Below are 23,227 nucleotides of genomic sequence, written 5' to 3' on the forward strand. Positions count from 1 at the left end.
GAGTACTACCCCCCTAGGGTATCGTCCGCTCGTGCATACCCCCTAGACGTATATCTGGAAGTGATGTCCATGTCTCGCGCAACGGTTCCCCCGGCCTCGCGTCGCCGGTGGGCGCTGGCCCTCATCGCACTCGCCCAGTTCATGGTGATCATGGACACCTCGATCATCGGGGTGGCCCTCCCCCGGATCCAGGAGGACCTCGGGTTCTCCCAGGAGAACCTGTCGTGGGTGTTCAACGCCTACGTCATCGCGCTGGGCGGCCTGCTGCTGCTCGGCGGCCGGCTGTCGGACCTGTTCGGGGCCCGGAACATGTTCGGCACCGGCTGGCTCATCCTGCTCGCCGGCTCCGCCATGGCCGGGGCCGCGGGCGGCGTGGGCGTCGAACTCGCCGGACGCGCCGTCCAGGGCGCCGGCGCGGCGCTCATCGCCCCGGCGGCACTGACGCTGCTGATGACGATGTTCGGGTCCGAGCCCCGCGAACTCACCAAGGCCCTGGCCCTGTACGGCGCCGCCGCACCCGCCGGAGGAACCGCCGGCGTCTTCCTCGGCGGCGTCATCACCGAGTACGCCTCCTGGCCCTGGGTCTTCTACATCAACATCCCCATCGCCGTCCTCGCGCTCGCCGCCGCGCCGTTCCTGATGCCCGGCGGCGGCGGGGCACGGGGCTCGGTCGACCTGGTCGGCGCCGTCACGGTCACCCTCGGACTCGGAACCACCGTGTACGCGGTCGTGCGCGCTCCCGAGGCCGGCTGGGGTTCGGCCGAGACCTGGGGAGTCATCGCGGCCGGGATCGTGCTCCTCGCAGCGTTCCTCTGGATCCAGTCCGCTCGCCGGGCGCCGCTGATGCCGCTGTCGATCTTCCGCGCGCCGAACCTGGGCGCGGCCAACCTGGCCCAGCTGCTGCTCGGCGCGGCATGGATCCCGATGTGGTTCTTCCTCAACCTCTACCTTCAGCAGGTGCTGGGCTACAGCGCGTTCCCGTCCGGAGCGGCCCTGCTGCCGATGACCGTGCTGATCATGCTCGGGATGATCGTCCTGGCCCCGCGCGCCATCAACCGCTTCGGCACCAAGACCGTCACCGTCACCGGGCTGGCCGTCCTGGCGATCGGGATGGGATGGCTGTCGCTGATCCGCTCGGACGGCTCGTTCTGGATCGACGTGCTGCCGGCCTCGATGGTCGCCGCGCTGGGCATGTCGCTGGCCTTCATCCCCTCGCTGGGCACGGCGATCTCCGCCGCCCGTCCCGAGGAGGGGGGCCTGGCCTCCGGCATCGTCAACACCGCCTACCAGGTCGGCTCCGCGCTCGGCCTGGCCGCCATGACCGCCGTCGCCACCGCCAACGGCGCCGACCGGCTCGGCGACCTCGTGGCACTCACCGACGGCTTCTCCGCCGCCTTCACCGGCGCCGGCCTCATCGCCCTCACCGGGGCCGTCCTGGCCGCCGCCACCCTGCGCACTCCCCGCCCGGAGCCGGGGGCCGCGTCGGCGGCCCAGCGGAGTGTTGACCAGGAGACGGCCCGCGATCGCTGAAGCGAGCCATCGCGACCGTGAACGAACGGCACTGCACAACATCGCCTCGGAGGGTCCAATGTCAGGCTCCAGAGCTCGGGCCGCCATGGTCCTGTGTTCTCCGGCCTTCCGGCAGGCGGCGCTGCCCAACGGGGCGCGCTCACCGATCCGGTGAGCAAGCGAAGAACCGAATTCCGGAGGGTGCGGCGCCGCCGGGTGCCACGCCCGGCGGCGCCGCCGTTCCGCCCTCCGGACCGCACCCGAACAGAATCCAAGGCAACACGATGCGAAATCTGCACACACTCGCCCCCGCCGATGCGCCCTCCAAGTCCAAGGAGCTCCTCGACGACATCATCGGCCGCCATGGTTCCGCCGGAGACATGGTCGGCCTCGTCACTCTCAACATGCTCACAGGAGCGTTCAGCCTCGTCGCCGGAATCCAACCGCATACGGAGGTCACGGCAAACAACGCGCCGCCACCCCGCTGAACGAACCCTTCGCGCCTTCGGCGACACGGTTGAGCGTCTACCTCGACCGGCAGCTCGCCCTCAAACGCCCCCGGACCGCACCGCACCAGACGCCGGACGATCAGCCCGGTCGCAGCGCCCGGTCGCCTCTGGCCAGGATGTCGGTGGCCAGGGCGACGCAGTCGGCGCAGATCCACACGCCCGGACCGGCGACCATCGCGCGGCCGGATTCGGCGCCGCCGCAGAACGAGCAGGCCCGGTCTCGTGGATCGCACTTGCCCTTGCGCCGCCGCCTGCGCTGACGGCCGGGGAACGGCGGGATCGCCTGATTGATCTCCTTCTTGATCGTCGCGATGTCGACGGCAAGGTCGTCCAGGACCCGGCGGGAGGCGGCCCCCTCATCGGTGGCCAGCGCGAACAGCAGGTGCTCGGTGCGGACCTCGCTCTGGCCGCGATGAGCCGCCATCCGGTGCGCGACCGCCAGCGCGGCCTCGGCACCGCCGTCCCCGACGACACGGCGTTCCTCACCGTCGTCGCCGGGAAGGACGGTGGGCTCGAACAGCCGGGCGCTGGACCGGCGGATCTTCTCCCGGGTGACTCCGGCCTTGTCCAGCACGCTCGCGGCGATCCCGGCATGGAGCAGGCCCAGCAGCAGATGCTGGGTGCCCGGGACGCTGTCGTCGGTGTCGGCGGCCGTCCGGGCGGCCTCCAGGCACGCCGCCAGGCGGGGCGCGATGCTGGCCGTACCCGTCTCCAGCGGGCCGGGGACGGGTCCGATCCGGTCGGCGAAACGCTGCCGGGCGGCCTGCTTGGACACCCCGAGCCGTTCCCCGATCGCCGTCCACGACGACCCGGCCGACCGCGCGGCGGCCACGAAATGCTCCAGCAACGCATCGGCCGCCTCGCCCGCTGCGGCGGCGACGCCGACCGCGGACTCCAGCAGCACGAGCGGATCATCGGTGGTGGCCCGGGCGCGGGTCGTCTCGATCAGTCCGCGCACATCCAGCGGCTCAGCGTCCATGTGACAACGCTAAATTGTCGACAGGCCGAAAGACAACCCTGCGTTGTCACCAGCTTCCTTCCTGGGGACGTCCTCAATCCGCTGCGGTCAGCAGGGGACCGAAGATGCGCACGCCGGTCTCCCAGGCCTCATGCCGGCCCAGCACCCGCCCGCCGATACCGGGGTGCCGCCGGGCCCAGCGGACGGCGGCGTCGTGGCCGGTGAAGAAGTTGATCAAGCCGCAGCACACGTCGGCGGCGGCCTCGGGCACGCCCGCGTCGGCCGTGGTCTGTGGCGAGGTTTCGCAGCCGTTGCCCTGCCGGCCGTAGAACACCACGGCGGTGGCCGGTTCCCAGACCGCCGCGTCCGCGGCCGTGCCGACGGGGACGGTGACGGTGATCGGATGGGCGGTGCCGGGCTCGGCCGAGGAGATCGTCACGTCCGTGCCGAGCATCGCCGCGATGCCCAGCGCGTCGATCGCGCACATCGCATACACCTGGGGACCGCCGGCGATGTGCACGCGGTGCACGGTCGGCGCCGCCGAGAAGGGGTAGGCCGCGCTGATCGCACCGTCGGGGTCCAGGCGCAGGAAGTCCTCGGCGTGCAGGTGAGCCAGCACCTGATCGCCGGTGGTGCCGTGCGGGGCGGCGGCCCGGTCCAGCTCGGCCGCCGACGGTGCCCGGCCGGTCTCGGCGAAGGCGCGCAGCACCCGCTGGTGCACCGCGCGCAACCCGCCCTCGACCGGGGCGACCCGTCCCAGCCCGGCACGGCCCACCGCCTGCGCGAGCACATCCGGCACCGGATCGTCGGCCGCCCGCTGGAGCACGTCGTGCAGGGCCGCCACCGACGGAGCGCCACCGGCCTGCCCGGTCTCATCGCGGTACAGGCGGCAGGAGACGCCGGTGGCCGTGCCGGGCGCGGCGAACGGGTCCACCCCGTTGATCAACAGGGTCGGGGAGCCGTGCATCCCCAGCCGGGCGGCCTCGGCCTCGGTGTCGATGATGTGGCGAGTGATGGTCGCGTTCAGCTTGCCGGTCAACGCCTGAGCCAGCCGGTCACTCAGCATCGGCTCGTTCGGGCAGTCCGGCACCGCAAGAACGGTCAACTCCAGCACGACCGTGTCTCCCTCCAACGCGGCTTGCAATCTCGTCTTGGACGGTAGACCTTCCAGTGCGCTGGAAGGTCAAGCCTAAACTGGGCACATGCGCATCGGACTGCTGGCCGAGCGAACGGGCCTGACCACGAAGACCCTGCGGTTCTACGAAGACGCCGGGCTCCTTCCCGCACCGCCTCGCACCGCCTCCGGATACCGCGACTACCCCCGGGACACGGAGGCCCGGGTGGCCTTCATCCGCGCCGCCCAGTCCGCCGGGCTGACGCTGGCCGAAATCCGCGGCGTCCTGTCACTGCGCGACAGCGGAAACGTCCCGTGCGAGCACGTCACCGACCTGATCGACCAGCACCTGGCCGATGTCGAACGCCGCCTCGCCGAACTCGCCGCAACGCGCAACGCGCTACGCGATTTGCAGCGCCGCGCCGCCGCCACCGACCCCGCCGACTGCACCGCCGACCAGGTCTGCAGCATCCTCGCGGCCACCTCCTCCACGTAACCCTCGATCGGGAGGGCCGGTATGGCATGGCGGGCGGGTACCCGACGATGCCGCGTCCCGGCTCGCTGCGACGCTCGGATATGGCGAGCGACCTCGGCACTGCGGCTGTGCGACTAGGAAGCGGTGCCCTACAGGTGACGAGCATTCGGGTTCGGTCGGACGACACGGCGGTGCGGCGGTGGCCTTCTCGGTCAGACTCTCAGCAGGGCGGCCAGGTCCTCTGGGACTGGCATGGGCTGGGTGAGTCCGACAGTGGCGCGGCCGGTATTGCCTTCGGGGTAGCGGCCCAGGGCGGAACCCGGGGCGGCCACGATGATCCGGATGACCTGGCCGACTGCTTCGCGGCGGTCCCGCTGGACGACGGCCAGGGCGAGCATGGCGAAGTGGTTGCGGGTGTGGGGCCAGGGCCAGGGCTGGGACAGGATGTGGGCCCGTTCCAGGTGCCGCCACCGGGCGGCGGGGTCGGCGGTGCGGCGGGCGGCGTTCATCTCGCCGAGGTAGGCGGCCCGCACTCGGGCGGGCATCGGACGGCCCATCATGTTCTGTCCTGTCGGGTCTGGCCGACGGTCGGCCTTGTCATGTGGTGGCCAGCAGGGCGCGGACGCGGGTGGCCGCTGTGTGACCGGATTCCAGGGCGCCTTCGATGGAGTTGGGCCAGCTGGAGCGCTCGGCCGCGGCGAAGGCCAGGCGCCCGTGCGGGGTGCGCAGAGCGGCGCCATGGCGGGTGAGCCGGCCGGGGCCGAAGGCGATGTAGCTCCCGCCTGACCAGGGGTCGGTGGTCCAGTCGTGGCCGGTCTCGGCGGTGATGCCGGAGATCACCTGGCCGGTGCGCCAGGCGATGCCCAGCGGGGAGCCGCCGACGACGGCGCGCGGACGGATCGGACGTCCGGAAGCGACTCGGGCGCTGATCTTGGTCGCGGTCCCGAATCGGAGGTCGTTCATCGCCGCCGTGAGCGGTTCGGGCAGCGGCGGGGTGATGGCGATCCGGCGCAGGGCGGGCAGCGGGATGGCCAGCACGGCGGCCTTGGCCCGCACGGGTCCCGCGGTGGTGGTCAGCTGCACGGGCCTGTCGTCAGTGCCGGTGGCGGTCACGTGATCGCGGGTTTCGACGGCGGTGAGGGCGGTCCGGTAGCTGGCCCTTCGGACCGTTCGGAACCTGTAATGCGCAGGCCGGAGCCTTCCGGGACCGCCGCGCAGCACGAGCACCCGGGCGCGCAGGTTCCGCAAGAGGCGATCGGTGTCGCCGCCTGCGGATCGCTCGCCGCGAGTGGGGGCACCGGGCAGCAGGTGTCTCCGCGCCAGGCGTCGCGGCCTTCCTTGACCGCGGCGGCGGCGATGACCAGGGCGGCGATCGGGTCGGCCCAGGTCCATCCGAACAGGCTGTTGACCGCCAGCCCCACCAGCAGCACGGCCGACAGGTAGGTGCACAGCAGAGTCTGCTTGGAGTCGGCGACCGCGCTGGCGGAGCCGAGTTCGCGGCCGGTGCGGCGCTGGGCGTACGACAGGCCCGGCATGATCGCCAAGCTCAGCGCGGCCAGCACCAGCCCCGGGGTGGAGTGCTCGGCCCGGCCGCCGTCCAGCAGGGACTGAAGCGAGTCGGCGGTGACGTAGGCGGCGAGCGCGAAGAACGACACCGCGATGATCCGCAGCGCCCGCCGCTCCCGCCGTTCGATCACCTCGGGGTCGCGGGCGGAGAACTGCCAGGCGACCGCGGCCGCCGAGGCGACCTCGACGACCGAGTCCAGCCCGAACGCCACCAGGGCCCCCGATGACGCCAGCGTCCCGGCGCCGATCGCCACGACGGCCTCGACCGCGTTGTAGGTGATGGTCGCGGCCACCAGCCACCGCACCCGCCGGGCCAGCACCGCCCGGCGGCGGGCCGGTGGACCGGGTGAGGGACCCGGCGTCGGCACCGTCATGCCCGCGCCACCGTCCCGGGTCCGGGCTGCTCGGACCGGACGGCCGCATCGACGCCGTAGACCGGGCAGAGCGCGACGGCGCGGTCGGTGGCGGTCAGCAGGTGCTCCGCCGACCGCAGCAGGTCCAGCAGCTCGGGTGCGGCGATGAAGTAGAACGACTGGCGGCCCTCGGCGCGGTAGTCCACCAGCTTGCAGCCGCGCAGGCAGGCCAGGTGCTTGGACACCGTGGACTGTGCCAGCCCCAGCTCACGGGTCAGGTCCACGACCCGGACCTCGCCCCGGGCCAGCCGCTGCACGATCGACAACCGGACCGGATCGGCCAGCGAATGGAACAGCGCCGCCGCCGGCGCCAACCCGTCCAGAGAAGTCATTCCACAATCGGAATCAATCGCCATATCGCGATGGTATTACATGAGCGTGATCGGTCAACCCGGCGGTAGGCGCGCGACCGCTCAGGAACAACCGCAGGAGTCGTCCGACGCCGGCTCGGCGGTGACCGGCGTCACGGCCGTTCTGCCTTCTGAGCGGTCATCAGCATGTATCCGGCGTCGCCGCGAGCGACGGTGCGGGCACTTCGCCCGGGACATCAAGCCCGCGCTGGTCCGCAAGTACGTCGACACCGGTGTGGTGCGCCTCTACTGGCGCGACTTCCCCGCGTTCGGCAAGGAATCGGTGCGCGCCGCCGTCGCCGCCCGCCAGGGCGGATTCTGGGACTTCCACGACGCGCTGTACGCACGGCAGCCGCCGACGACTGGCTCCTGGCCGCCGTCCCGCCCACCGGGCGAGTCCTGGATCTGGCCTGCGGCAATGCCCCGCTGTGGCCGGCCCTCGGTGACCGCCCCTACATCGGGATGGACGTCTCCACCGCCGAGTTGGCCGAGGCGCGCCGCGCCGGGGCGCACCCGCTGGTGCGGGCCACCGCGTCCGCGCTTCCGCTGGCGCCGGGCAGCGTGGACGTCGTCGTGTGCTCGATGAGCCTGATGGTCCTCACCCCGCTCGCCGAGGTGCTCGCCGAGATCGGGCGGGTGCTGGTTCCTGGCGGGGTGCTGGTGGCGACCGTCCCGGACCGGCGGCCGCTGCGCTGGGCGGACTTGGCCGTGGCCGGCGGTCTGCTGGCGGCACTGGGCACGGGACTGGGCTATCCCGGCGACCGTGCCCTGCGGCGGCTCCCCGCGATGCTCGCCGGGGCGGGGCTGCGGCTGGACGGCGACGAGCACCGCCGGTACGGGTACCGGCTGGGGAGCCGCGACGACGCCGATCGTCTTGCCTCGTCGCTGTACCTGCCGGGCCTGCCGCCATCGCGGCGCCGACGGGCCCGCGGCTACCTGCGGGCGCTGAGCCTGCCGCATGCCGAAGCGCCGATGCCGATCCGGCGGATCATCGCCCACCGCCCCGGCTGAGGACCCTCCGGCGGTGATCGCCGGGGCGCCGTTCCGCTGCTCAGGGCGGATCCGCCGTGGGCGGATCGGGCCGTGGGCAGTGCACGCGCGGGCGCAGAGTGAAGGCATGAGCGAGGAACAGAAGAACCCGTTGTTCAACGAACGAGTGCGGCGCGAGCTCTACCAGCAACGCGTTCTCGTGCTCGACGGCGTGCTCGACGACGACAATGGCACGCTGCTGGCGACACAGCTGATCACCCTCGCGAGAGAGGACTCGTCGGCCGACATCGCGCTGTGGATCCATTCCCCCGGCGGGTCGGTGCCGTCGATGCTCGCGATCCGCGATGTCATGCGGCTCGTCCCGTGCGACGTGTCCACGGTGGTGCTCGGCATCGCCTACAGCGCCGGCCAGTTCCTGCTGTCGTCCGGAACCCGCGGCAAGCGCCGCGCCATGCCGCACGCCCGCGTGCTGATGCACCAGGGCTCCGCCGGGATCGCCGGCGCCGCCGTCGACATCGAGCTGCAGGCCAACGATCTGCGCCACACCCGGGACACCGTGCTCGGGCTCATCGCCGAAGACACCGGCCAACCCCTCGACCGGGTCTTCGAGGACTCGCTGCACGACCGCTGGTACACGGCGCAGGAGGCGCTCGAATACGGGTTCATCGACGCGATCGTCAGCACTTTCGACGAAGTGGCGACCACCAGGCACCGGCCCATCGGGCTCGGTGTCCCCTCCGAAGGGACCGTCCGATGAGCAGCTACACGATCCCGAACGTCATCGCGCAACACCCTCGCGGTGAACGGATCATGGACGTCTATTCGCACCTGCTGACGGAGCGGATCATCTATCTGGGCACCGCCATCGACGCGGGGGTCGCGAACGCTCTCGTCGCGCAGTTGCTCTATCTGGAAGCCGACAGCCCCGAACGCGATATCCAGCTGTACATCAACTGCGAAGGCGGAGACCCGAGCGCGATGCTCGCCGTGTACGACACGCTGCGTTACATCCGTCCGCAGGTGGCGACGACGTGCGTGGGCCAAGCGGTCGCCGTCGGCGCCGTGCTCCTCGCCGCGGGCACCCCCGGCAAACGCGCAGCGCTGCCCCACACCCGCGTCGTCCTGCACCAGCCGATGGGGCAGAGCCGCGGAGCGATTCCGGACCTCATTCTCCAAGCGGACGAGGTCGTCCGCGTGCGCGCGGACATCGAGCGCATCCTCTCCCGGCACACCGGGCAGGACACCGCGACGCTGCGTGCCGACACGGACCGCGACCGCGTGTTCACCGCGAAGACGGCGCTGGACTACGGCCTCATCGATCACGTGATCGAGGAACGGGAACTGATCCCCGTGTAGGGGGACCGACTATGCGGCCAGCGCGTAAGCGGTCTGGCAAGTCGGGCCCGCCGGACGGGTTCCGGCCGGCGCGGACAGGAGGGTCGTCGCCACCGCGAGCGTCAGGTCGCCGAGCGTCACGTCCAGGGCGCCGGCGACTGCGGCGATCATCTCGCTGGAAGGCTCCTTGACACCGCGTTCCATCTCGGAGAGGTACTGCGGCGAGACCCCGGCGCGGCGAGCGGTCTCGACCAGTATCTCGCCGCGCTCGAGGCGCAGGCGCCTCAGGCAGTGGCCGAGCGCGTCGCGCCACAGCGGCTCCGTCGGCCGGCGCGTCCCGGTCGGCTCGTGCGGCGTCTCGTCGGCGGGAATGAGCGGTCGGGTGATCTCGGCCATGCGCACATCGTAAGTCGGCAGCGCCGTCCGGTCCTACGCGTTCCGCCCACCGCAGAATGGAGGCGGCCGGAAGGGAGCGGGTCCCGCGCCGCGCACGGCGCCGTTCGGCCGCCTGGCTACGTCCGGGAGCGGGTGTCATTCTGAGGGCATGCGGATACTGGTCGTGGGCGCCGGGATCATCGGGAGCGCGCTGGCGGACCGGCTCACCCGTCCGGCACCCGGTGGCCGTTCGCGTTCGCAGGACGAGGTCACGGTGGTCGAGGAGCAGGGGCCCGGCGCCGGGACGTCCGGCGCCAGCTACGCCTGGCTCAACGCCAACGACCCCGCGGACCCGGTCTATCACCGGTTGCGGACGGCGGCGATGTCCACCTGGCGGGACCTGACCGCCGAGTTCGGCGACCCGGCCTGGTACCGGCCGGCGGGCAACACGGCGTGGGCGGCCACCGACGACGCGAAGACCCGGCTGGCCGACCGGGTCGCTCGCCTCACCGGCCTCGGCTACGCCGCCGAGCTGATCGATTCCGACCGGTTACGCGAAGTCGAGCCGCACATCCGGGCTCCGCGGGGCGCGCTCATCGCGCACTATCCTGACGAGGGCTACGTGCACGGAGGCTCCGCCGCGCGGGCTCTGGCCCGGCGCGCACGTGAATCGGGCGCCGGCATCGTGACCGGTCACCGCGCGGTCCGCCTCAACACCGAGGGCGACCGCGTGACCGGCGTGCGGCTCGACGACGGCCGGGACCTGGACGCCGACCTCACGATCTGCGCGGCGGGCCGGCGCAGTCCCGCGCTCCTGGCCACCGCCGGGGTCGCCCTTCCGCTGGTCGACCCGTCCGAGCCCGGCTCGGCCGCCCCGTGCCTCATCGCCACCACATCCGCGGCGCGGGGCGTCCTCAACGGTCTCGTCCATGCCCCCGGCCTGTCCGCCCGGCCGGCGGAGGACGGGGGTCTCGTCCTGGAGGCCGAGGACCTGGACGCCGGTGTCGACGAGTCGGCCGCCCCGGCGCTGATACGGGCGGTCGGCGCCGAGCTCCTCGCCCGTGCGCGTGCGCTCGTCCCCGGTCTGACGGCGGACGTCGCCGAAGTGCGGCGGTGCGTCCGTCCTCTGCCCGTCGACGGGTACCCGCTCACCGGCTCCCAGCGGCCCGGTCTGTACACGGTCGTCACCCACAGCGGCATCACGCTCGGTCCGCATCTCGCCGTGCTGGTCGCCGAGGAGATTCACGGCCGCCCGTCGCCGGCGCTCGATCTCTACCGCCCGGACCGCGTGAATCCGCATCGTCCGTGAGCCGTGCCGCGAAGGTCGCGGTGATGGCGTGGGTGACGTGACGGGGCGCGTCAGAGCCAGCCGGCGTTGCGGGAGATGCGGATGGCGTCGATGCGGTTTCGGGCGTTGACCTTCGCGATGGCGTTGGAGAGGTAGTTGCGGACCGTCGCGCGGGACAGGGAGAGAGTGGTGGCGATCTCCTCCGTGGACAGTCCGCTCTCGGCGGCGCGGAGGACGTCGGTCTCGCGCGGGGTGAGCGGGCTGCTGCCGGTCTCCAAGGCGGCCGCGACGAGGTCGGGGTCGATGACGCGTTCACCGGCGGCCACGCGGCGGATGCCGTCGGCGAGGGTGTCGGCGGGGGCGTCCTTGATGATGAAGCCGCGGACGTGGACCTTGAGCGCGCGCAGCAGGTTGCCCGGCTGGCTGAGCCCGGTGAGGACGAGCGCGCGGCACTCGGGGAGTTGCTCGTACAGCTCGCCGGCGGCGGCGAGCCCGTCCAGGCCGGGCAGGTCGATGTCCAGGACGGCCACGTCGGGCCGGACCTCCAGGGCGGTGGCGACGATCCGGTCGCCGCGCTCCAGTTCGGCGACGACCTCCATGTCGTCCTCCAGCGAGATGAGCGCGACCAGCGCACCGCGGATCATGTGCACGTCCTCGGCGATCAGCACCCTGATCATCAGATCGTCTCCTCGGGGACCTCGACGAGCAACCGGAACCGGCCCCTGGAGCCGTCGGCCGACACCGAACCGGACAGCGCGCGGGCGCGTTCGGCCAGTCCGGCCAGTCCGCTGCCCTCGCCCGCCGGGCCCCGCGTCCCGTCGTTGACGATCTCCAACCGTACGGTGCCGCCGTGGCGCCGCGCGGTGATCGAGCACACGCGGGCGTCGCTGTGGCGCAGCACGTTGGTCACGCCCTCGCGCACCGCCCAGGCGAGGACGTCCTGCACGGCCGGGTCGAGGCCGGGCAGCCGCACGTCGACCCGGGCCTCGATGGAGGCGGCGGTGAGCAGCGCGGTCACCCCCTTGGTCTCCTCGTCCAGCGACACCGCGTGCTCGTCCCTGGTCACGGCGCGCATACCGGCCAGTGCGTCGCGGGCCACGAGGGTCAGGTTCTCGATCTGCGCCTGGGCCGCGGCCGGGTCCCTGGCCAGCAGCCGCAGCGCCAGGTCGCCTTGGAGGGACACCGCTGAGAGGCTCTGGCCCAGCAGGTCGTGCAGATCGCGGGAGAGCCGGAGCCGCTCCCGTCCGATGGCGACCTCGGCCAGTTCGGTGCGGGTGGCCTGGAGTTCGTCGATGATCCGCACCAGCCAGACCGATCCGTAGGTGGCCGCCACCCCGATCGTGAAACCGGCGGACAGCCAGAAGGTGCCCCAGGCCGCCTTCTCGGCGACGCCCACGCCGGCGTACGGCCCGGACGGGGCCGTGGCCAGTATCGCCAAGGTCCCCACCGCGGGAAGGGCGGCGACGACGACCGCGAGAGCGCCGCGCAGGAGCATCATGGCCGAGACGACGACGAACAACTGCATGTCGATCCAGTTCCCGGCGTACCACGGCATCGGCAGGTAGACCAGGGCGATCAGCGCCGCGAAGGTCCACCGCCAGCCGCGCGGGCGTTCGCCCCGGACCGCGGCGAAGCTGTGCCGCAGCTGGAGCGCTCCGACGGCGAGGCCCGCGAGAAGGGGGACGGCGGGGTGGCCTGCCGCGGGATCCTCCACGCCGGTGATCGTGTAGATCGGGGACGCCAGGATGAACGGCAGGTGGGCGGCGACGAGGAACCAGCGGGCGCGGCGCGGTGACCAGGCGGGGCCTTCCAGCCAGCCGGGCGGCGAGGCCCTCACGGCGCGCCCCCCGGCTCGGCGGTGACCTCCAGCCGCAGGCGGCCGTCGTGGCGGGTGACCACGATGACGCAGCGCCGGACGGTGTCGTCGTGCAGGAGGCGCGCGACGTCGGTGCGCAGCGCCGAGTGGAGGTCCTCGTCGAGGAGGTCCGGAACGTCGCCGTCCGGCAGCACGACGCGGCTCTCGATCCCCGCCGCGGACAGCAGCGTCGCCGCGGTGTCCAGCGCGGCGTCCAGCGAGGTGTGCTGGTAACCGCGGATCAGCCGCCGGGTGTCGGCCAGGGTCCGCCGCGAATCGCGGGCCAGTGCCCGCAGTTCGGCCTCGGCCGCCCGCCTGTCCCGCGGGGCCAGCGCACCCGCCCGCCGTCCCCGCGCGGCGATCGACTCCAGTGCCGTGCCGACCGTGTGCCGCAGTTCCTCGTCGATCCGCAGCCGTTCGCGCGCGACCGCCTTGTCGGCCAGCGCGCCGCGCGCCGTGTGCAGCCGCCGCACCGCGCCGACGAGCCAGATCAGCAGGAACACCGGCAGCCCCTTGAGGGCCCCGGCGATCGTGAAGAAGGGCGCCATGTCGGGACGGCCGAGCACGATCGCGAGCGGTGCCTGCGCGGCCACGATCGTCCCGAAGATGGCGAATGACCAGGGGCGGCGCACCACGATGAGCACCGAGACGGCGAGCGCGTGGAACTGCCCGAGCCAGAGGGCCCCGAGGTGGGGGGTGACCCCGACGATCACCGCGGCCATCGCCGCGACCGTCCAGCCGGCTCCGCGGGGACGGGTCCCCTGCGCCGCGTGGTAGACGTGCCGGACGTGCAGCGGCAGGTAGGCGGCCGTGGCCAGCACCGCGCCCAGCGCGGGGGCGTCCACGGACGTGAGGGCGAAGCGCCACAGCTCCACCAGGGGGATCAGGACGCTGTAGGCGACCGCGCCCATCGCCGCGAGCGGAACGAAGTTCGTCGTGAGCGGGAGGTACCGTTCGGCCCTCGGTTGCAGCGGTCGCGGCTGCTGCGGCGGTTGCGGTGTCAGGTGGCCCTCCACCCGTGGATCAAGGCTGGGCCAGGATATGCGCCGGCCGCGGGGCATGGCCAGCGAGGCACCGGCATCGGGCACGTGACCTCCTTCGGCGTCCCACGGCCACCCGGCCTCCGCCATCGCGACCACCGTTGACCAGTGTCGTCCCGGCGCGGCGCGCGTCGGCAGATGCGGATGTCCGCATTTCACCCATGACGTTCATCACTGCCGACTGACGACATCGGCATCTGCCGTGCGGGCCGTCCGCTCGGCGAGGCTCGATCCGTCAGGACGGGCGCCGCCGGAGACCGGTGCGCACGGACACCAGAGCGATCCACGGGGAACCGGCATGAGGGAAACGACAGGTACCGGCACGGACGGTGTCGTCCAGTTGCGGGCGGTGCGCAAGGTGTTCGGCTCGAAGCGGACCGGCGTCGCGGCGCTCAACGGGGTCGGCATCACGTTCCGGCCGGGCGACTTCACCGCGATCATGGGTCCGTCGGGCTCGGGCAAGACCACGTTCCTGCACTGCGCGGCGGGACTGGAACGGCCGACGTCGGGCTCGGTCGTCCTGGACGGCCACGAGCTGACCGGCATGGGCGAGCGGGCCCTCACCAGGCTGCGGCGCGAGCGCATCGGGTTCGTGTTCCAGGCGTTCAACCTGCTGCCCGCGCTGAGTGTCGCCGAGAACGTGGCGCTGCCCATCCGGCTCGCCGGCGGCAGGCCGCGCCGCGCCGCCGTCCACGAGGCGCTGGAGCGGGTCGGGATCGGCTCGCTGGGACGCCGCCGTCCCGCCGAGCTGTCCGGGGGGCAGCAGCAGCGCGTCGCGATCGCGCGCGCCCTGATCACCCGTCCCGCGGTGGTCTTCGGCGACGAGCCGACCGGCGCGCTCGACACCCGCACCGCCCGGGAGGTCCTCGTCCTTCTCCGCGAGGCGGTCCGCGACGCGGGTCAGACCATCGTGATCGTCACCCATGATCCGGTGGCCGCCGCGCACGCCGACCGGGTGGTCTTCCTGGCCGACGGCCGGATCGTGGACGAGCTGCACCGGCCGTCCGCCGACGCGATCGCCGGGCGGATGACGCATCTGGGCGCCTGGGACACCGATCCGGGCGAGCACCGTCAGGCGGAGGTGTCCTGATGTTCCGGCTGGCCCTGCGCACGCTGCGTTTCCGGAAGGGCGGCTTCGCCGCCTCGTTCGCCGCCCTGTTCCTCGGAGTCGTGATCGTCACCGCGTGCGGCGGGCTGATGGAGAGCGGCATCCGGACCGAGGTGCGGCCGGAACGGCTGGCCGCGGCACCCGTCGTGGTGGCCGGCGAGCAGTCGTACCGGGTGCCGAAGTCCGGGGACGCCGAGCGGGTGACGCTCCCGGAGCGGGTCCACCTCGACCCCGGTCTGGTCACTGCGGCACAGGCCGTCCCCGGTGTCGCCGAGGTGGTGCCGGACGTGTCCTTCCCCGTCGCCGTGTTGCCACCGGGCGGTGGCGCGCCGCTGCCCCTGGACGAACGACCGGCAGGGCACGCCTGGTCATCGGCACCGCTCGCGCCCTACACCCTCAGCGCGGGGCGTGCACCCGGAGCTGAGGGCGAGGCCGTCCTCGACACGCGACTGGCCGCGTCCGCGGATGCCAAGCCGGGCGACACGATCGACCTGATGGTGAGCGGCGCGGTCGGGCGTTTCCGTGTCGTCGGCCTCGCCCGGGGCCGCTCCGCCCTGCCGCCGGGCGTGTTCTTCTCCGATCCGGACGTGCAGCGCATCGCGCCACAGCGGATCGACGCCCTCGGGGTGTTCCCCGCCCAGGGAACCGGCGCCGACGAGCTCCGCGGACGGATCGCCGAAGCGCTCGCAGGACACGGCGTCACCGTTTCCACGGGTCTCGACCGGGGGCAGGCCGAGTTCCCCGACGTCCGTCCCGCCGGAGAGACCCTCATCGTGCTGGCCGCGGTGTTCGGCGGGCTCGCGATCATGGTGGTGGTCTTCGTCGTGGCGAGCACGCTGGGACTGTCCCTCCAGCAACGCCGGCGGGAGATGGCGCTGCTGCGGATCGTCGGCGCGACCCCGGCGCAGCTTCGCCGGCTGGTCCTCGGCGAGGCGGTCGTGCTGGCCGTCCTCGCCGCCGCGCTCGCCCGGCTGACCGGTGCGTCTTCCGGACGGCTCCTCTTCGGCCGCCTCACCGCGCAGGAGGTGGTGCCCGACGAGATCGTCTTCCGGCAGGGCTGGATCCCGGCGGCCGCCGGCGCGGGCGTCGGGCTGCTCACCGCCGTGGTCGCGGCGTTCATCGCGGCCCGCGGGGCGGCGACGGCACGTCCGGCCGAGACCCTCACCGAGGCGTCCCTGCCGGACCGGCGGCTCGGCTGGGTCCGTACAGGTTGCGCACTGGTCTGCCTGGCCGGCGCCACGGCGCTGGCGCTGGTCACCGCGATCGTGATCCCCGGGCCGGCCGCGGCCGGCACCGCCGGGCCGGCCGCGATGCTGTGGGCGGCCGGGCTCGCCCTGCTCTCACCGCGGATCGCCCCGATCCTGATCGCGCCGCTGCGTCCGGTGCTGCGCGCCGTCACGGGGAACGCCGGCCACCTCGCGCTGCTCAACGTCCGGGCACGGCGGATCCGGACGGCGGCCGCCATCACACCCGTCATGCTCGCCACCGGACTCGCCACCGGCATGATCTACCTGCAGACCGCGCAGTCCGCCGACGCGGAGCGCGTCTTCGGCGAGACCCTCCGGGCGGACGCCGTCGTCACCTCGTCCACCGGCGGGCCCGCCTCCGGCCTGGTCGAGGACATCCGCGAGGACCCGGCGGTCGCGGCGGCATCGGCCCTGGTCACCAGCATCGGGTACGTCGAGGCGCCGCGTTTCGGGGCGCAGAGCGAGGACGGGCTGCCGCTGCGCGGGGTCAGCCCGGCGGGTGCCGCGGCCACCACCGCGGTCTCCGTCACCGCCGGCACGCTCACCGCCCTGCGCGGCGACACGGTCGCCCTGGACGTCGAGCACGCCCGCCGGATCGGCGGGGGCCTCGGGGTGGGCGACACCGTGACGCTACGGCTGGGCGACGGCGCGAAGGTCGACCTCAAGGTCGTCGCGCTGGTCACCATGCGGGCCGGGCCCAAGACCGTCCTCCTGCCGGCCGCGCTGCTGGCTCAGCACACCACCGCCGCGGGGCCCGCGCGGGTCCTCGTGCGGGCCGCGCCCGGCGTGGGTCCCGACCGGCTGGCCGCGACGCTCACCGACCGGCTCGCGGACAGGCCCGGCGTGCGGGTCGCCGACCGGGACGAGGCCGCCGCGGCACAGGCCGAGCAGGAGCGGACCGGGGCCTGGGTGAACTACATGTTCGTCGCGGTGATCGTCGGCTACACGGTGATCACGCTGGTCAACACGTTGGTCATCGCGGCGGCGGAGCGGCGGCGCGAGTTCGCGCTGCAACGCCTCATCGGAGCCGACCGCGGCCGGCTGCTGCGGATGATGGGCGTCGAAGGGCTCGTCATCGCGGTCGTCGGCGTCCTGCTGGGCACCCTCGTCGCGGGCCTGACGCTGGTGCCGTTCGGCATCGCCCTGGACGGCTCGCCGACCCCTACCGGACCGCTGTGGATCTACCTCACCGTGATCGGGTCCGCGGGTGCTCTGACCCTCGCCGTGACCGTGCTGTCCAGCTGGTTCGCGTTGCGTCCGCGCCCCGTCACCGTGGCCGCGGACCCCGCGTGAGCTCTGTTAGAACGAAGGGGCGTCCAGGAACACGCACGGCGGACGCCGCGAACGACCGGCCGGTGTCGGTTACTGGACGTCGCCTGTGGTGGTCGTGGCGACGATCCCGCGATCGCTGAAATCGCCCGGAGGGATGCCGGGCTGGTGCCCGAGATTCGCTGTGGTTTCCGAGGCGGTGTCCGCCAGGGCGAGACGGGAGACGATGCGGTAGCGGTCGCCGCGGTAGATGCTGCGCACGTACTCGACGGCCTGGCCGTCCCTGTCGTAGGTGAGGCGTTCGATGAGCAATGCCGGGGACAGGACGGGGACCAGGAGTTCACCGGCCTCCGACTCGCTGACGACGGTCGGTTCGATGGACTGGACGGCCTCGCGTACGTGGACGTCGTGATGGTCGCGCAAATGGTCGTAGAGTTCTCCCGCTTCGAGTTCCTCCGTGGTGAGCCGGGGAACGAGCCGGGCCGGAATGTGCAGGTGCTCGATGGCCATGGGGACGCCGTCGACCAGGCGAAGGCGTGAAATGTAGCGCAGGTCCGTGGCGGGGGAGATGTTGAGCTTCCGGCCGATGCGGGCGCCGGCCTGGACGGTGTTCAAGGTCAGTATGCGGCTGGTCCAGAAGCCCGATGCCCTGGGAACGCCCATGGTGGCGCCGGAGGAGACCAGCTGCTGGGTGATCTTGTCGGCGGCGATGAAGGTGCCGCGGCCGTGCCGCCGGACGAGGTGACCGAGGGCGATGAGCTCGTCGACGACGGCCCTGAGCGTGGGGCGTGAGACGGCCAGCTGATCACTGAGGAGGCGTTCGGAGGGGATCGGGTCCCCGGGCTTGCCGGCTTCGATGAGCCCGAGGAGGTGTTCTCGGACTCGATCACGTTTGGGCATTCCGCCGGCAGTGCGGTTCACGCTGGGCATCCTCGTCCCTTCATCCTTACAACTGGTAAAGCAATGAGGTGTCGCTTTACCAGCTCATGTCCTGGCTTCCAAAGAGCTACCTGCACAGGCGTTGACACCTCGCTCCACCCATGTCACCGTACTCCATACCACTGGCACCTGACCACTGGTCAGTTACCTCCCCTGTGGAGAACCCCCATGAAGACACGTCTCATCGCTGGTGCCGCCTGTCTGATGGTCTCCATCACCCTGGCCGCCTGTTCCGCCTCCGACGACACGACCACGGACGGTCCTCAGGAACTCACCGTCTGGCTCATGAAGGACAGTGTCTCCCAACAGCTGCTGGATCGCTTCGAGAAGGACTTCGAGCTCACGCACGAGAACCTGACCCTGGACATCCAGATCCAGGAGTGGGAGGGCATCGGCGAGAGGGTCACGGCCGCGCTGGCCAGCAAGGACGCCCCCGATGTCATCGAGGTCGGCAACACCCAGGTCGCGCAGTACTCGGCCAGCGGCGGCGTCGTCGACCTCACGGACAAGATCAAGGATCTGGACGGGACGGACTGGCTGCCCGGGCTCGCCGAGCCGGGGAAGATCGACGGCAGGCAGTACGGCATCCCCTGGTACGCCGCCAATCGCGTCGTGATCTACAACAAGGCGCTCTTCGCGGAGGCGGGGATCAAGGCGCCGCCGAAGACGCGCGGCGAGTGGCTGGAGATGACCGAACGGCTCGACTCGGGCAAAACGCAGGGCATCTACCTGCCCGGGCAGAGCTGGTACACCCTGGCCGGGTTCATCTGGGACGAGGGCGGCGACCTGGCCGTCAAGGAGGGCGGGAACTGGAAGGGGACGCTCGACACCCCCGCGGCGCTGAAGGGCATGGACTTCTACAAGCGGCTGCAGTCCCTCGGCAAGGGGCCGAAGGACTCCGACGAGGCCGAGCCGCCCCAGGCGAACGTCTTCGCCGAGGGCGACGTCGCCCAGATGATCTCCGTGCCCGGTGGCGCGAAGCTGATCGAAGAGGCCGACCCCGGCCTCAAGGGGAAGATCGGGTTCTTCCCCGTTCCCGGGAAGACCGCCGGCAAGCCCGGGTCGGTCTTCATCGGCGGCTCGGATCTGATCGTCCCCGCGGCGTCCGCCGACCCCGACGGCGCCTATCAAGTGGTCAAGGCGCTGACCGGCACGAAGTGGCAGACCGAGCTGGCCAGGACCATGAGCTACGTGCCGAACCGGACCTCGCTGGCCTCGGTGGTCGAGGACGACGAGGGAACGGCCGCCATGGCCGCCGGCGCGGCACAGGGCCGGGCCACCCCCAACACCCCCAACTGGGCCGCCGTCGAGGCCGGCGACCCGATCAAGCAGTACATGACCTCCGTCCTGACCGGGGCCGATCCCGCCGAGGCCGCGCGGAGGGCTTCGTCGAGCATCACCGGGACGCTGAACTCCTGACGGGCGCCACCGGAAAGGAGCGGGCCGTGTCCCCACCCACCGATACCCGGCCGGCGCGAGCCCCGGTCCCCGGACGGGAACCGTCCCCGCACCGCTCAGGCGCGCCCCGCTCGGGCCGGACGCTCCGCCGGCGGCGCTTCCGGCCGGCCTCTCTCTGGCCCTACCTGCTGATCTGCCCCGCCGTCGTGGGCTTCGTGCTCCTGCTCGTCTATCCGCTGATCCGCAACCTGGTGATCTCCTTCCAGGATTTCGGAATGCGCGAACTGATCCGCGGCGGCGCGGGGTTCACCGGCCTCGGCAACTACCGGGAGGTCCTGGCCAAGCCCGAATTCTGGCAGGTCGTCCGGCGGACGTTCTGGTGGACGCTGATCAACGTGGTGCTGATCATGGGGCTGGCCACGCTGGTGGCGCTGATGATGCAGCGGCTCGGCAGGAAGCTGCGGATCCTGGTCATGAGCGGGCTCGTGCTGGCCTGGGCCAGCCCGGTCATCGCCACGACCACCGTCTTCCAGTGGCTGTTCTCCTCCCGGCTCGGGGTGGTCAACTGGATCTTGGTCCGGATCGGGTTCGAGTCCTTCCAGGGGTACTCGTGGTTCGCCAACGGCCCGGCCACCTTCGCCATCCTCGTCGTCCTCATCGTCTGGCAGTCGGTGCCCTTCGCGGCGATCACCCTGAGCTCGGCGATGCTGACGGTGCCGGGCGAACTGTACGAGTCGGCCCGTATGGACGGGGCCGGCGGCTGGCGGCTCTTCCGGTTCGTCACCCTGCCGATCCTCAAGCCGATCTTCGGGCTGGTCCTGTGCCTGGAGATCATCTGGGTCTTCCGCTGCTTCGCGCAGATCTGGGCCGTCAGCAAGGGCGGGCCGAACGGCGCGACCACCACACTGCCCGTCTACGCCTACCAGGTGGCGCAGTCCCTGCACCGCTACGACCTGGGCGCGGCCGTCGCGACCATCACAGTGATCATCCTCATCGCCGTCCTGATCCTCTACTTCCGCCAGATGTTCAAGCAGGAGGCCGCGCAATGAAGGCCGCCCGGCTCAGGCGAATCCCGCTGAACGTCGCCGCACTGATCGTGTTCGTCCTGTCGATCTTCCCCGTGTACTGGATGGTCCTCACCGCGTTCAAACCGACCGAGGACATCCAGGCCGCCACCCCGCGCTTCCTGCCGACATCGGTGACCTTCGACCACTTCAGCACCGCGGTGAACGCGGACGGCTTCTGGTTCTTCTGGCGCAACAGCCTGATCGTGACCATCGGCTGCGTCCTGCTGACGCTGGTGGTGGCGCTCGGCTCGGCGTTCTCCGTGGCGCGGCTGAGATGGAAGGGACGGCGGGGCTTCATCCTGATGATCTTCATCGCCCAGGTCGCACCGTGGGAGGCGCTGCTGATCCCCATGTACATCATCGCCCGCGACACGAACATGCTGGACCGCCTGGCGACGCTCACCCTGATCTACTTCATGCTCACGCTGCCGTTCACCATCGTGACGCTGCGCTCTTTCCTCACCGCGATCCCGGTAGACCTGGAAGAGGCGGCACAGGTCGACGGCTGCACACGGACCATGGCCTTCCGCAAGGTGACGCTCCCGCTGCTCGCGCCCGGCCTCCTGGCGACATCGTTGTTCGGCTTCATCACCGCGTGGAACGAGTTCGCCTTCGCCAACATGCTCATCATCAAGAACCAGGACGACCGCACACTTCCGGTCTGGCTGTCCTCGTTCTCCAACATCTTCGGCACGGACTGGGGCGCCACCATGGCCGCCTCCACGCTCTTCGCCCTGCCGGTCCTCATCCTCTTCCTGATCCTGCAGGGCCGGGTGGCCGCCGGAATGACCAGCGGCGCAGTCAAGGGATAGCCCCCCGCTTTCTCAGCTCACATCACACGACCGTACGACCGAAGGCTGCCGCATGCCCACATCGAGCACCCATTTCAACCTCGTACCTCTCCCCGGCCAGGTGGACGCCAGACCCGGCTCCTTCTCACTCGGCCCAGAAACCGCCGTCCGGGTGCTCCCTGGCACACGGCCTGCCGCCGACCTCCTCCGTGAAATGCTCACCCCCGCCCTCGGCCGGCCGTTGGCGGCGGCGGCCGACGGGAACATCGTGCTGAGCCTGGACGATGAGCTGCCCGCGCTCGGTGGCGAGGGCTACGACCTGAGCATCGGGGCCGACACCATCGTGCTGCGCGCCCACCGGCCGGCCGGCCTGCAACGCGGCGTCCAGACCCTTCGCCAGCTGCTGCCGCCCCATGCACTCTCTCGCGCGCCGGCCGGATCCGGCGCGTGGGAACTGCCCTGTGCGCAGATCACCGACAGTCCCCGTTTCGCCTGGCGAGGCGCGATGCTCGACGTCGCCCGCCATTACCAGCCCGTCTCCTTCCTCAAGCGTTTCGTCGACCTGCTGGCCTTCCACAAGCTCAATGTCTTTCACCTTCACCTGACCGACGACCAGGGCTGGCGCATGCCGGTGGCCGCCTATCCGAAGCTGACCGAGGTCGGCGGCCGGCGCAAGGAGACCACCGGGGACGGGATCCCGCACGGCGGCTGCTACACCCGCGCGGAACTGGCCGACCTCGTCGCCTACGCACAGGCCCGCGGTGTGGACGTGGTTCCGGAGATCGAGATGCCCGGCCATGTCCGAGCGGCGCTCGCCGCCTACCCGGAGCTGGGCAACGATCCGGGCCGGCGGCTGGAGACCTGGACCCGGTGGGGCGTGTGCGACACGATCCTCGGCGTCCACGACGAGGTTCTGGATTTCTGCCGCACGGTCCTGGACGAGGTCATGGACGTCTTCCCGTCCCGCCATCTGCACATCGGCGGCGAGGAGTGCCCCACCACCGAATGGGAGACGAGTTCACGGGCATTGCGGCGCGCGGCCTCGCTCGGTCTGCCCGGGCCGGGGGCGCTGCACGGATGGTTCATGGGAACGATGGCCGACCACATCGTCGCCCGCGGCCGGACTCCCCTCGGCTGGACCGAGAACGGGCTGGATCTGCCGCCGGCGTTCACGGCCGCCACCTGGCGCGACGACGAGCACGGCCTGGCCGCCGCCCGCCGGGGCCAGCGGATCGTCATGGCGCCCCACATCTCGACCTACCTCGACTATCCCCAGTCCAGCAGCCCGCACGAGCCCGCCGGCCAGCCGGGACTCGTCGTCGATCTCAAGACCGTCTACCACACCGAGCCGGCCCCCGATCACTGGGAACCGGAAGCCGCCGCCCGCGTACTGGGCGCACAGGCGCAGCTCTGGACCGAGTACGCCCCGACCGCCGGTCACATCGAGTACATGGCCTATCCCCGGCTCGCCGCCATGGCCGAGGCGACCTGGACCAGCAGGCGTACCTGGCCGGGCTTCCAGGCTCGCATGCGCGTCCACCAGGCCCGGCTGGACGCGCTGGGCGTCACCCGCCGCCCCCCGCGGAAGGAGGTTCCCGCTCAGAAGATCGGATCCTGACCAGCCACCGCCA

Annotated in this window: 24 protein-coding genes and 1 pseudogene; 14 read left to right on the top strand and 11 right to left on the bottom strand. The window is 71.7% G+C overall.

All coding sequences use genetic code 11. The features are described from left to right. The first annotated feature begins 69 nt into the window (after positions 1-69). Together ACTWPP_RS20950 and ACTWPP_RS20955 are read left to right on the top strand one after the other, a co-directional pair. A complete protein-coding gene (locus tag ACTWPP_RS20950; protein ID WP_443106003.1) occupies positions 70-1,530 on the top strand; it encodes an MFS transporter in 1,461 nt (486 codons plus the stop codon). A gap of 263 nt (positions 1,531-1,793) precedes the next feature. Then, complete coding sequence (locus tag ACTWPP_RS20955; protein ID WP_443106004.1) at positions 1,794-1,997, top strand: hypothetical protein; 204 nt, start codon at positions 1,794-1,796, stop codon at positions 1,995-1,997. Positions 1,998-2,097: 100 nt separating this feature from the next. Here the strand turns inward: ACTWPP_RS20955 and ACTWPP_RS20960 are convergent, their stop codons facing one another. Together ACTWPP_RS20960 and ACTWPP_RS20965 are read right to left on the bottom strand one after the other, a co-directional pair. After that, positions 2,098-2,997, bottom strand: a complete 900-nt coding sequence (locus tag ACTWPP_RS20960; protein WP_443106005.1) for a Clp protease N-terminal domain-containing protein — start codon at positions 2,995-2,997, stop codon at positions 2,098-2,100. Positions 2,998-3,070: 73 nt separating this feature from the next. After that, positions 3,071-4,090, bottom strand: a complete 1,020-nt coding sequence (locus ACTWPP_RS20965; protein ID WP_443106006.1) for an alkylmercury lyase family protein — start codon at positions 4,088-4,090, stop codon at positions 3,071-3,073. Positions 4,091-4,178: 88 nt separating this feature from the next. Here ACTWPP_RS20965 and ACTWPP_RS20970 point away from each other — a divergent pair, with 88 nt between their 5' ends. Then, the gene (locus ACTWPP_RS20970) at positions 4,179-4,586 is read left to right on the top strand and encodes a heavy metal-responsive transcriptional regulator (protein ID WP_443106007.1); all 408 of its coding nucleotides are present in this window, start codon (positions 4,179-4,181) and stop codon (positions 4,584-4,586) included. A 191-nt stretch (positions 4,587-4,777) separates the two neighbouring features. On the opposite strand, the gene ACTWPP_RS20975 is transcribed toward ACTWPP_RS20970, so the two are convergent. The 4 genes from ACTWPP_RS20975 to ACTWPP_RS20990 are packed head-to-tail and all read right to left on the bottom strand — an operon-like array spanning position 4,778 to position 6,876. After that, positions 4,778-5,110 (bottom strand): DUF3703 domain-containing protein, encoded by a 333-nt coding sequence (locus ACTWPP_RS20975; RefSeq protein WP_443106008.1) that lies wholly within the window; start codon positions 5,108-5,110, stop codon positions 4,778-4,780. Positions 5,111-5,162: 52 nt separating this feature from the next. Continuing rightward, on the bottom strand, positions 5,163-5,648 hold the full coding sequence (locus ACTWPP_RS20980) for an FAD-dependent oxidoreductase (RefSeq protein ID WP_443106009.1): 486 nt from the start codon (positions 5,646-5,648) through the stop codon (positions 5,163-5,165). 26 nt (positions 5,649-5,674) lie between these two features. Next, entirely contained in the window at positions 5,675-6,505 is an 831-nt protein-coding gene (locus tag ACTWPP_RS20985; RefSeq protein ID WP_443106010.1) for a cation transporter, read from the bottom strand. Continuing rightward, entirely contained in the window at positions 6,502-6,876 is a 375-nt protein-coding gene (locus tag ACTWPP_RS20990; RefSeq protein WP_443106011.1) for an ArsR/SmtB family transcription factor, read from the bottom strand. The genes ACTWPP_RS20985 and ACTWPP_RS20990 overlap by 4 nt, the downstream gene beginning before the upstream one ends. Before the next feature lie 40 nt (positions 6,877-6,916). Here ACTWPP_RS20990 and ACTWPP_RS20995 point away from each other — a divergent pair. The 4 genes and pseudogenes from ACTWPP_RS20995 to ACTWPP_RS21010 all read left to right on the top strand — a co-directional run. Beyond that, positions 6,917-7,201, top strand: a pseudogene (locus tag ACTWPP_RS20995) (DsbA family protein); the annotation flags it as partial. 62 nt (positions 7,202-7,263) lie between these two features. After that, a complete protein-coding gene (locus ACTWPP_RS21000; RefSeq protein WP_443106335.1) occupies positions 7,264-7,905 on the top strand; it encodes a class I SAM-dependent methyltransferase in 642 nt (213 codons plus the stop codon). Positions 7,906-8,011: 106 nt separating this feature from the next. Continuing rightward, positions 8,012-8,641 carry a ClpP family protease gene (locus ACTWPP_RS21005; protein WP_443106012.1) on the top strand — a complete coding sequence of 210 codons (630 nt, stop codon included), beginning with the start codon at positions 8,012-8,014 and terminating at the stop codon, positions 8,639-8,641. Further along, on the top strand, positions 8,638-9,240 hold the full coding sequence (locus tag ACTWPP_RS21010; RefSeq protein ID WP_443106013.1) for a ClpP family protease: 603 nt from the start codon (positions 8,638-8,640) through the stop codon (positions 9,238-9,240). The genes ACTWPP_RS21005 and ACTWPP_RS21010 overlap by 4 nt, the downstream gene beginning before the upstream one ends. 9 nt (positions 9,241-9,249) lie before the next feature. Here ACTWPP_RS21010 and ACTWPP_RS21015 read toward each other — a convergent pair whose 3' ends face one another. Continuing rightward, a complete protein-coding gene (locus ACTWPP_RS21015) occupies positions 9,250-9,615 on the bottom strand; it encodes a helix-turn-helix domain-containing protein (RefSeq protein ID WP_443106014.1) in 366 nt (121 codons plus the stop codon). 148 nt (positions 9,616-9,763) lie between these two features. Between ACTWPP_RS21015 and ACTWPP_RS21020 the strand changes: the two genes are divergently transcribed. Next, the gene (locus ACTWPP_RS21020; RefSeq protein ID WP_443106015.1) at positions 9,764-10,903 is read left to right on the top strand and encodes an NAD(P)/FAD-dependent oxidoreductase; all 1,140 of its coding nucleotides are present in this window, start codon (positions 9,764-9,766) and stop codon (positions 10,901-10,903) included. Positions 10,904-10,953: 50 nt separating this feature from the next. Here the strand turns inward: ACTWPP_RS21020 and ACTWPP_RS21025 are convergent, their stop codons facing one another. Genes ACTWPP_RS21025 through ACTWPP_RS21035 form a run of 3 tightly spaced genes read right to left on the bottom strand, consistent with a single transcriptional unit; the run spans position 10,954 to position 13,825 of the window. Beyond that, positions 10,954-11,559: a response regulator transcription factor gene (locus tag ACTWPP_RS21025; RefSeq protein WP_443106016.1), complete on the bottom strand. Its 606-nt coding sequence runs from the start codon at positions 11,557-11,559 to the stop codon at positions 10,954-10,956. Then, on the bottom strand, positions 11,559-12,719 hold the full coding sequence (locus ACTWPP_RS21030; protein WP_443106017.1) for a sensor histidine kinase: 1,161 nt from the start codon (positions 12,717-12,719) through the stop codon (positions 11,559-11,561). Before ACTWPP_RS21030 ends, ACTWPP_RS21025 begins: the two co-directional genes overlap by 1 nt. After that, the gene (locus ACTWPP_RS21035; protein ID WP_443106018.1) at positions 12,716-13,825 is read right to left on the bottom strand and encodes a hypothetical protein; all 1,110 of its coding nucleotides are present in this window, start codon (positions 13,823-13,825) and stop codon (positions 12,716-12,718) included. Before ACTWPP_RS21035 ends, ACTWPP_RS21030 begins: the two co-directional genes overlap by 4 nt. A gap of 250 nt (positions 13,826-14,075) precedes the next feature. Here ACTWPP_RS21035 and ACTWPP_RS21040 point away from each other — a divergent pair, with 250 nt between their 5' ends. Together ACTWPP_RS21040 and ACTWPP_RS21045 are read left to right on the top strand one after the other, a co-directional pair. Further along, positions 14,076-14,867, top strand: a complete 792-nt coding sequence (locus ACTWPP_RS21040) for an ABC transporter ATP-binding protein (RefSeq protein ID WP_443106019.1) — start codon at positions 14,076-14,078, stop codon at positions 14,865-14,867. After that, on the top strand, positions 14,867-17,425 hold the full coding sequence (locus ACTWPP_RS21045) for an FtsX-like permease family protein (protein WP_443106020.1): 2,559 nt from the start codon (positions 14,867-14,869) through the stop codon (positions 17,423-17,425). The genes ACTWPP_RS21040 and ACTWPP_RS21045 overlap by 1 nt, the downstream gene beginning before the upstream one ends. 69 nt (positions 17,426-17,494) lie before the next feature. Here ACTWPP_RS21045 and ACTWPP_RS21050 read toward each other — a convergent pair whose 3' ends face one another. Then, positions 17,495-18,322 (bottom strand): GntR family transcriptional regulator, encoded by an 828-nt coding sequence (locus tag ACTWPP_RS21050; protein ID WP_443106021.1) that lies wholly within the window; start codon positions 18,320-18,322, stop codon positions 17,495-17,497. 186 nt (positions 18,323-18,508) lie between these two features. On the opposite strand from ACTWPP_RS21050, the gene ACTWPP_RS21055 reads away from it, so the two are divergent. Genes ACTWPP_RS21055 through ACTWPP_RS21070 form a run of 4 tightly spaced genes read left to right on the top strand, consistent with a single transcriptional unit; the run spans position 18,509 to position 23,214 of the window. Next, positions 18,509-19,759, top strand: a complete 1,251-nt coding sequence (locus ACTWPP_RS21055) for an extracellular solute-binding protein (protein WP_443106022.1) — start codon at positions 18,509-18,511, stop codon at positions 19,757-19,759. 26 nt (positions 19,760-19,785) lie between these two features. Next, positions 19,786-20,787, top strand: coding sequence for a carbohydrate ABC transporter permease (locus ACTWPP_RS21060; RefSeq protein ID WP_443106023.1), 1,002 nt, complete (start codon positions 19,786-19,788; stop codon positions 20,785-20,787). Beyond that, complete coding sequence (locus tag ACTWPP_RS21065) at positions 20,784-21,617, top strand: carbohydrate ABC transporter permease (protein WP_443106024.1); 834 nt, start codon at positions 20,784-20,786, stop codon at positions 21,615-21,617. Before ACTWPP_RS21060 ends, ACTWPP_RS21065 begins: the two co-directional genes overlap by 4 nt. 52 nt (positions 21,618-21,669) lie before the next feature. Further along, entirely contained in the window at positions 21,670-23,214 is a 1,545-nt protein-coding gene (locus ACTWPP_RS21070) for a beta-N-acetylhexosaminidase (RefSeq protein ID WP_443106025.1), read from the top strand. The last annotated feature ends 13 nt before the right edge of the window (positions 23,215-23,227 follow it).

This window comes from Actinomadura sp. 3N407 (assembly GCF_052245875.1).
Taxonomy (GTDB): Bacteria; Actinomycetota; Actinomycetes; order Streptosporangiales; family Streptosporangiaceae; genus Spirillospora.

Coding starts and splice junctions, on each gene's coding strand:
- ACTWPP_RS21070 (WP_443106025.1), top strand. CDS start 21,670: ATGCCCACATCGAGCACCCATTTCAACCTCGTACCTCTCCCCGGCCAG.
- ACTWPP_RS20975 (WP_443106008.1), bottom strand. CDS start 5,110: ATGCCCGCCCGAGTGCGGGCCGCCTACCTCGGCGAGATGAACGCCGCC.
- ACTWPP_RS21015 (WP_443106014.1), bottom strand. CDS start 9,615: ATGGCCGAGATCACCCGACCGCTCATTCCCGCCGACGAGACGCCGCAC.
- ACTWPP_RS20955 (WP_443106004.1), top strand. CDS start 1,794: ATGCGAAATCTGCACACACTCGCCCCCGCCGATGCGCCCTCCAAGTCC.
- ACTWPP_RS21040 (WP_443106019.1), top strand. CDS start 14,076: ATGAGGGAAACGACAGGTACCGGCACGGACGGTGTCGTCCAGTTGCGG.
- ACTWPP_RS21055 (WP_443106022.1), top strand. CDS start 18,509: ATGAAGACACGTCTCATCGCTGGTGCCGCCTGTCTGATGGTCTCCATC.
- ACTWPP_RS21025 (WP_443106016.1), bottom strand. CDS start 11,559: ATGATCAGGGTGCTGATCGCCGAGGACGTGCACATGATCCGCGGTGCG.
- ACTWPP_RS20960 (WP_443106005.1), bottom strand. CDS start 2,997: ATGGACGCTGAGCCGCTGGATGTGCGCGGACTGATCGAGACGACCCGC.
- ACTWPP_RS21045 (WP_443106020.1), top strand. CDS start 14,867: ATGTTCCGGCTGGCCCTGCGCACGCTGCGTTTCCGGAAGGGCGGCTTC.
- ACTWPP_RS20950 (WP_443106003.1), top strand. CDS start 70: ATGTCTCGCGCAACGGTTCCCCCGGCCTCGCGTCGCCGGTGGGCGCTG.
- ACTWPP_RS21065 (WP_443106024.1), top strand. CDS start 20,784: ATGAAGGCCGCCCGGCTCAGGCGAATCCCGCTGAACGTCGCCGCACTG.
- ACTWPP_RS20985 (WP_443106010.1), bottom strand. CDS start 6,505: ATGACGGTGCCGACGCCGGGTCCCTCACCCGGTCCACCGGCCCGCCGC.
- ACTWPP_RS21005 (WP_443106012.1), top strand. CDS start 8,012: ATGAGCGAGGAACAGAAGAACCCGTTGTTCAACGAACGAGTGCGGCGC.
- ACTWPP_RS21020 (WP_443106015.1), top strand. CDS start 9,764: ATGCGGATACTGGTCGTGGGCGCCGGGATCATCGGGAGCGCGCTGGCG.
- ACTWPP_RS20990 (WP_443106011.1), bottom strand. CDS start 6,876: ATGACTTCTCTGGACGGGTTGGCGCCGGCGGCGGCGCTGTTCCATTCG.
- ACTWPP_RS21010 (WP_443106013.1), top strand. CDS start 8,638: ATGAGCAGCTACACGATCCCGAACGTCATCGCGCAACACCCTCGCGGT.
- ACTWPP_RS20970 (WP_443106007.1), top strand. CDS start 4,179: ATGCGCATCGGACTGCTGGCCGAGCGAACGGGCCTGACCACGAAGACC.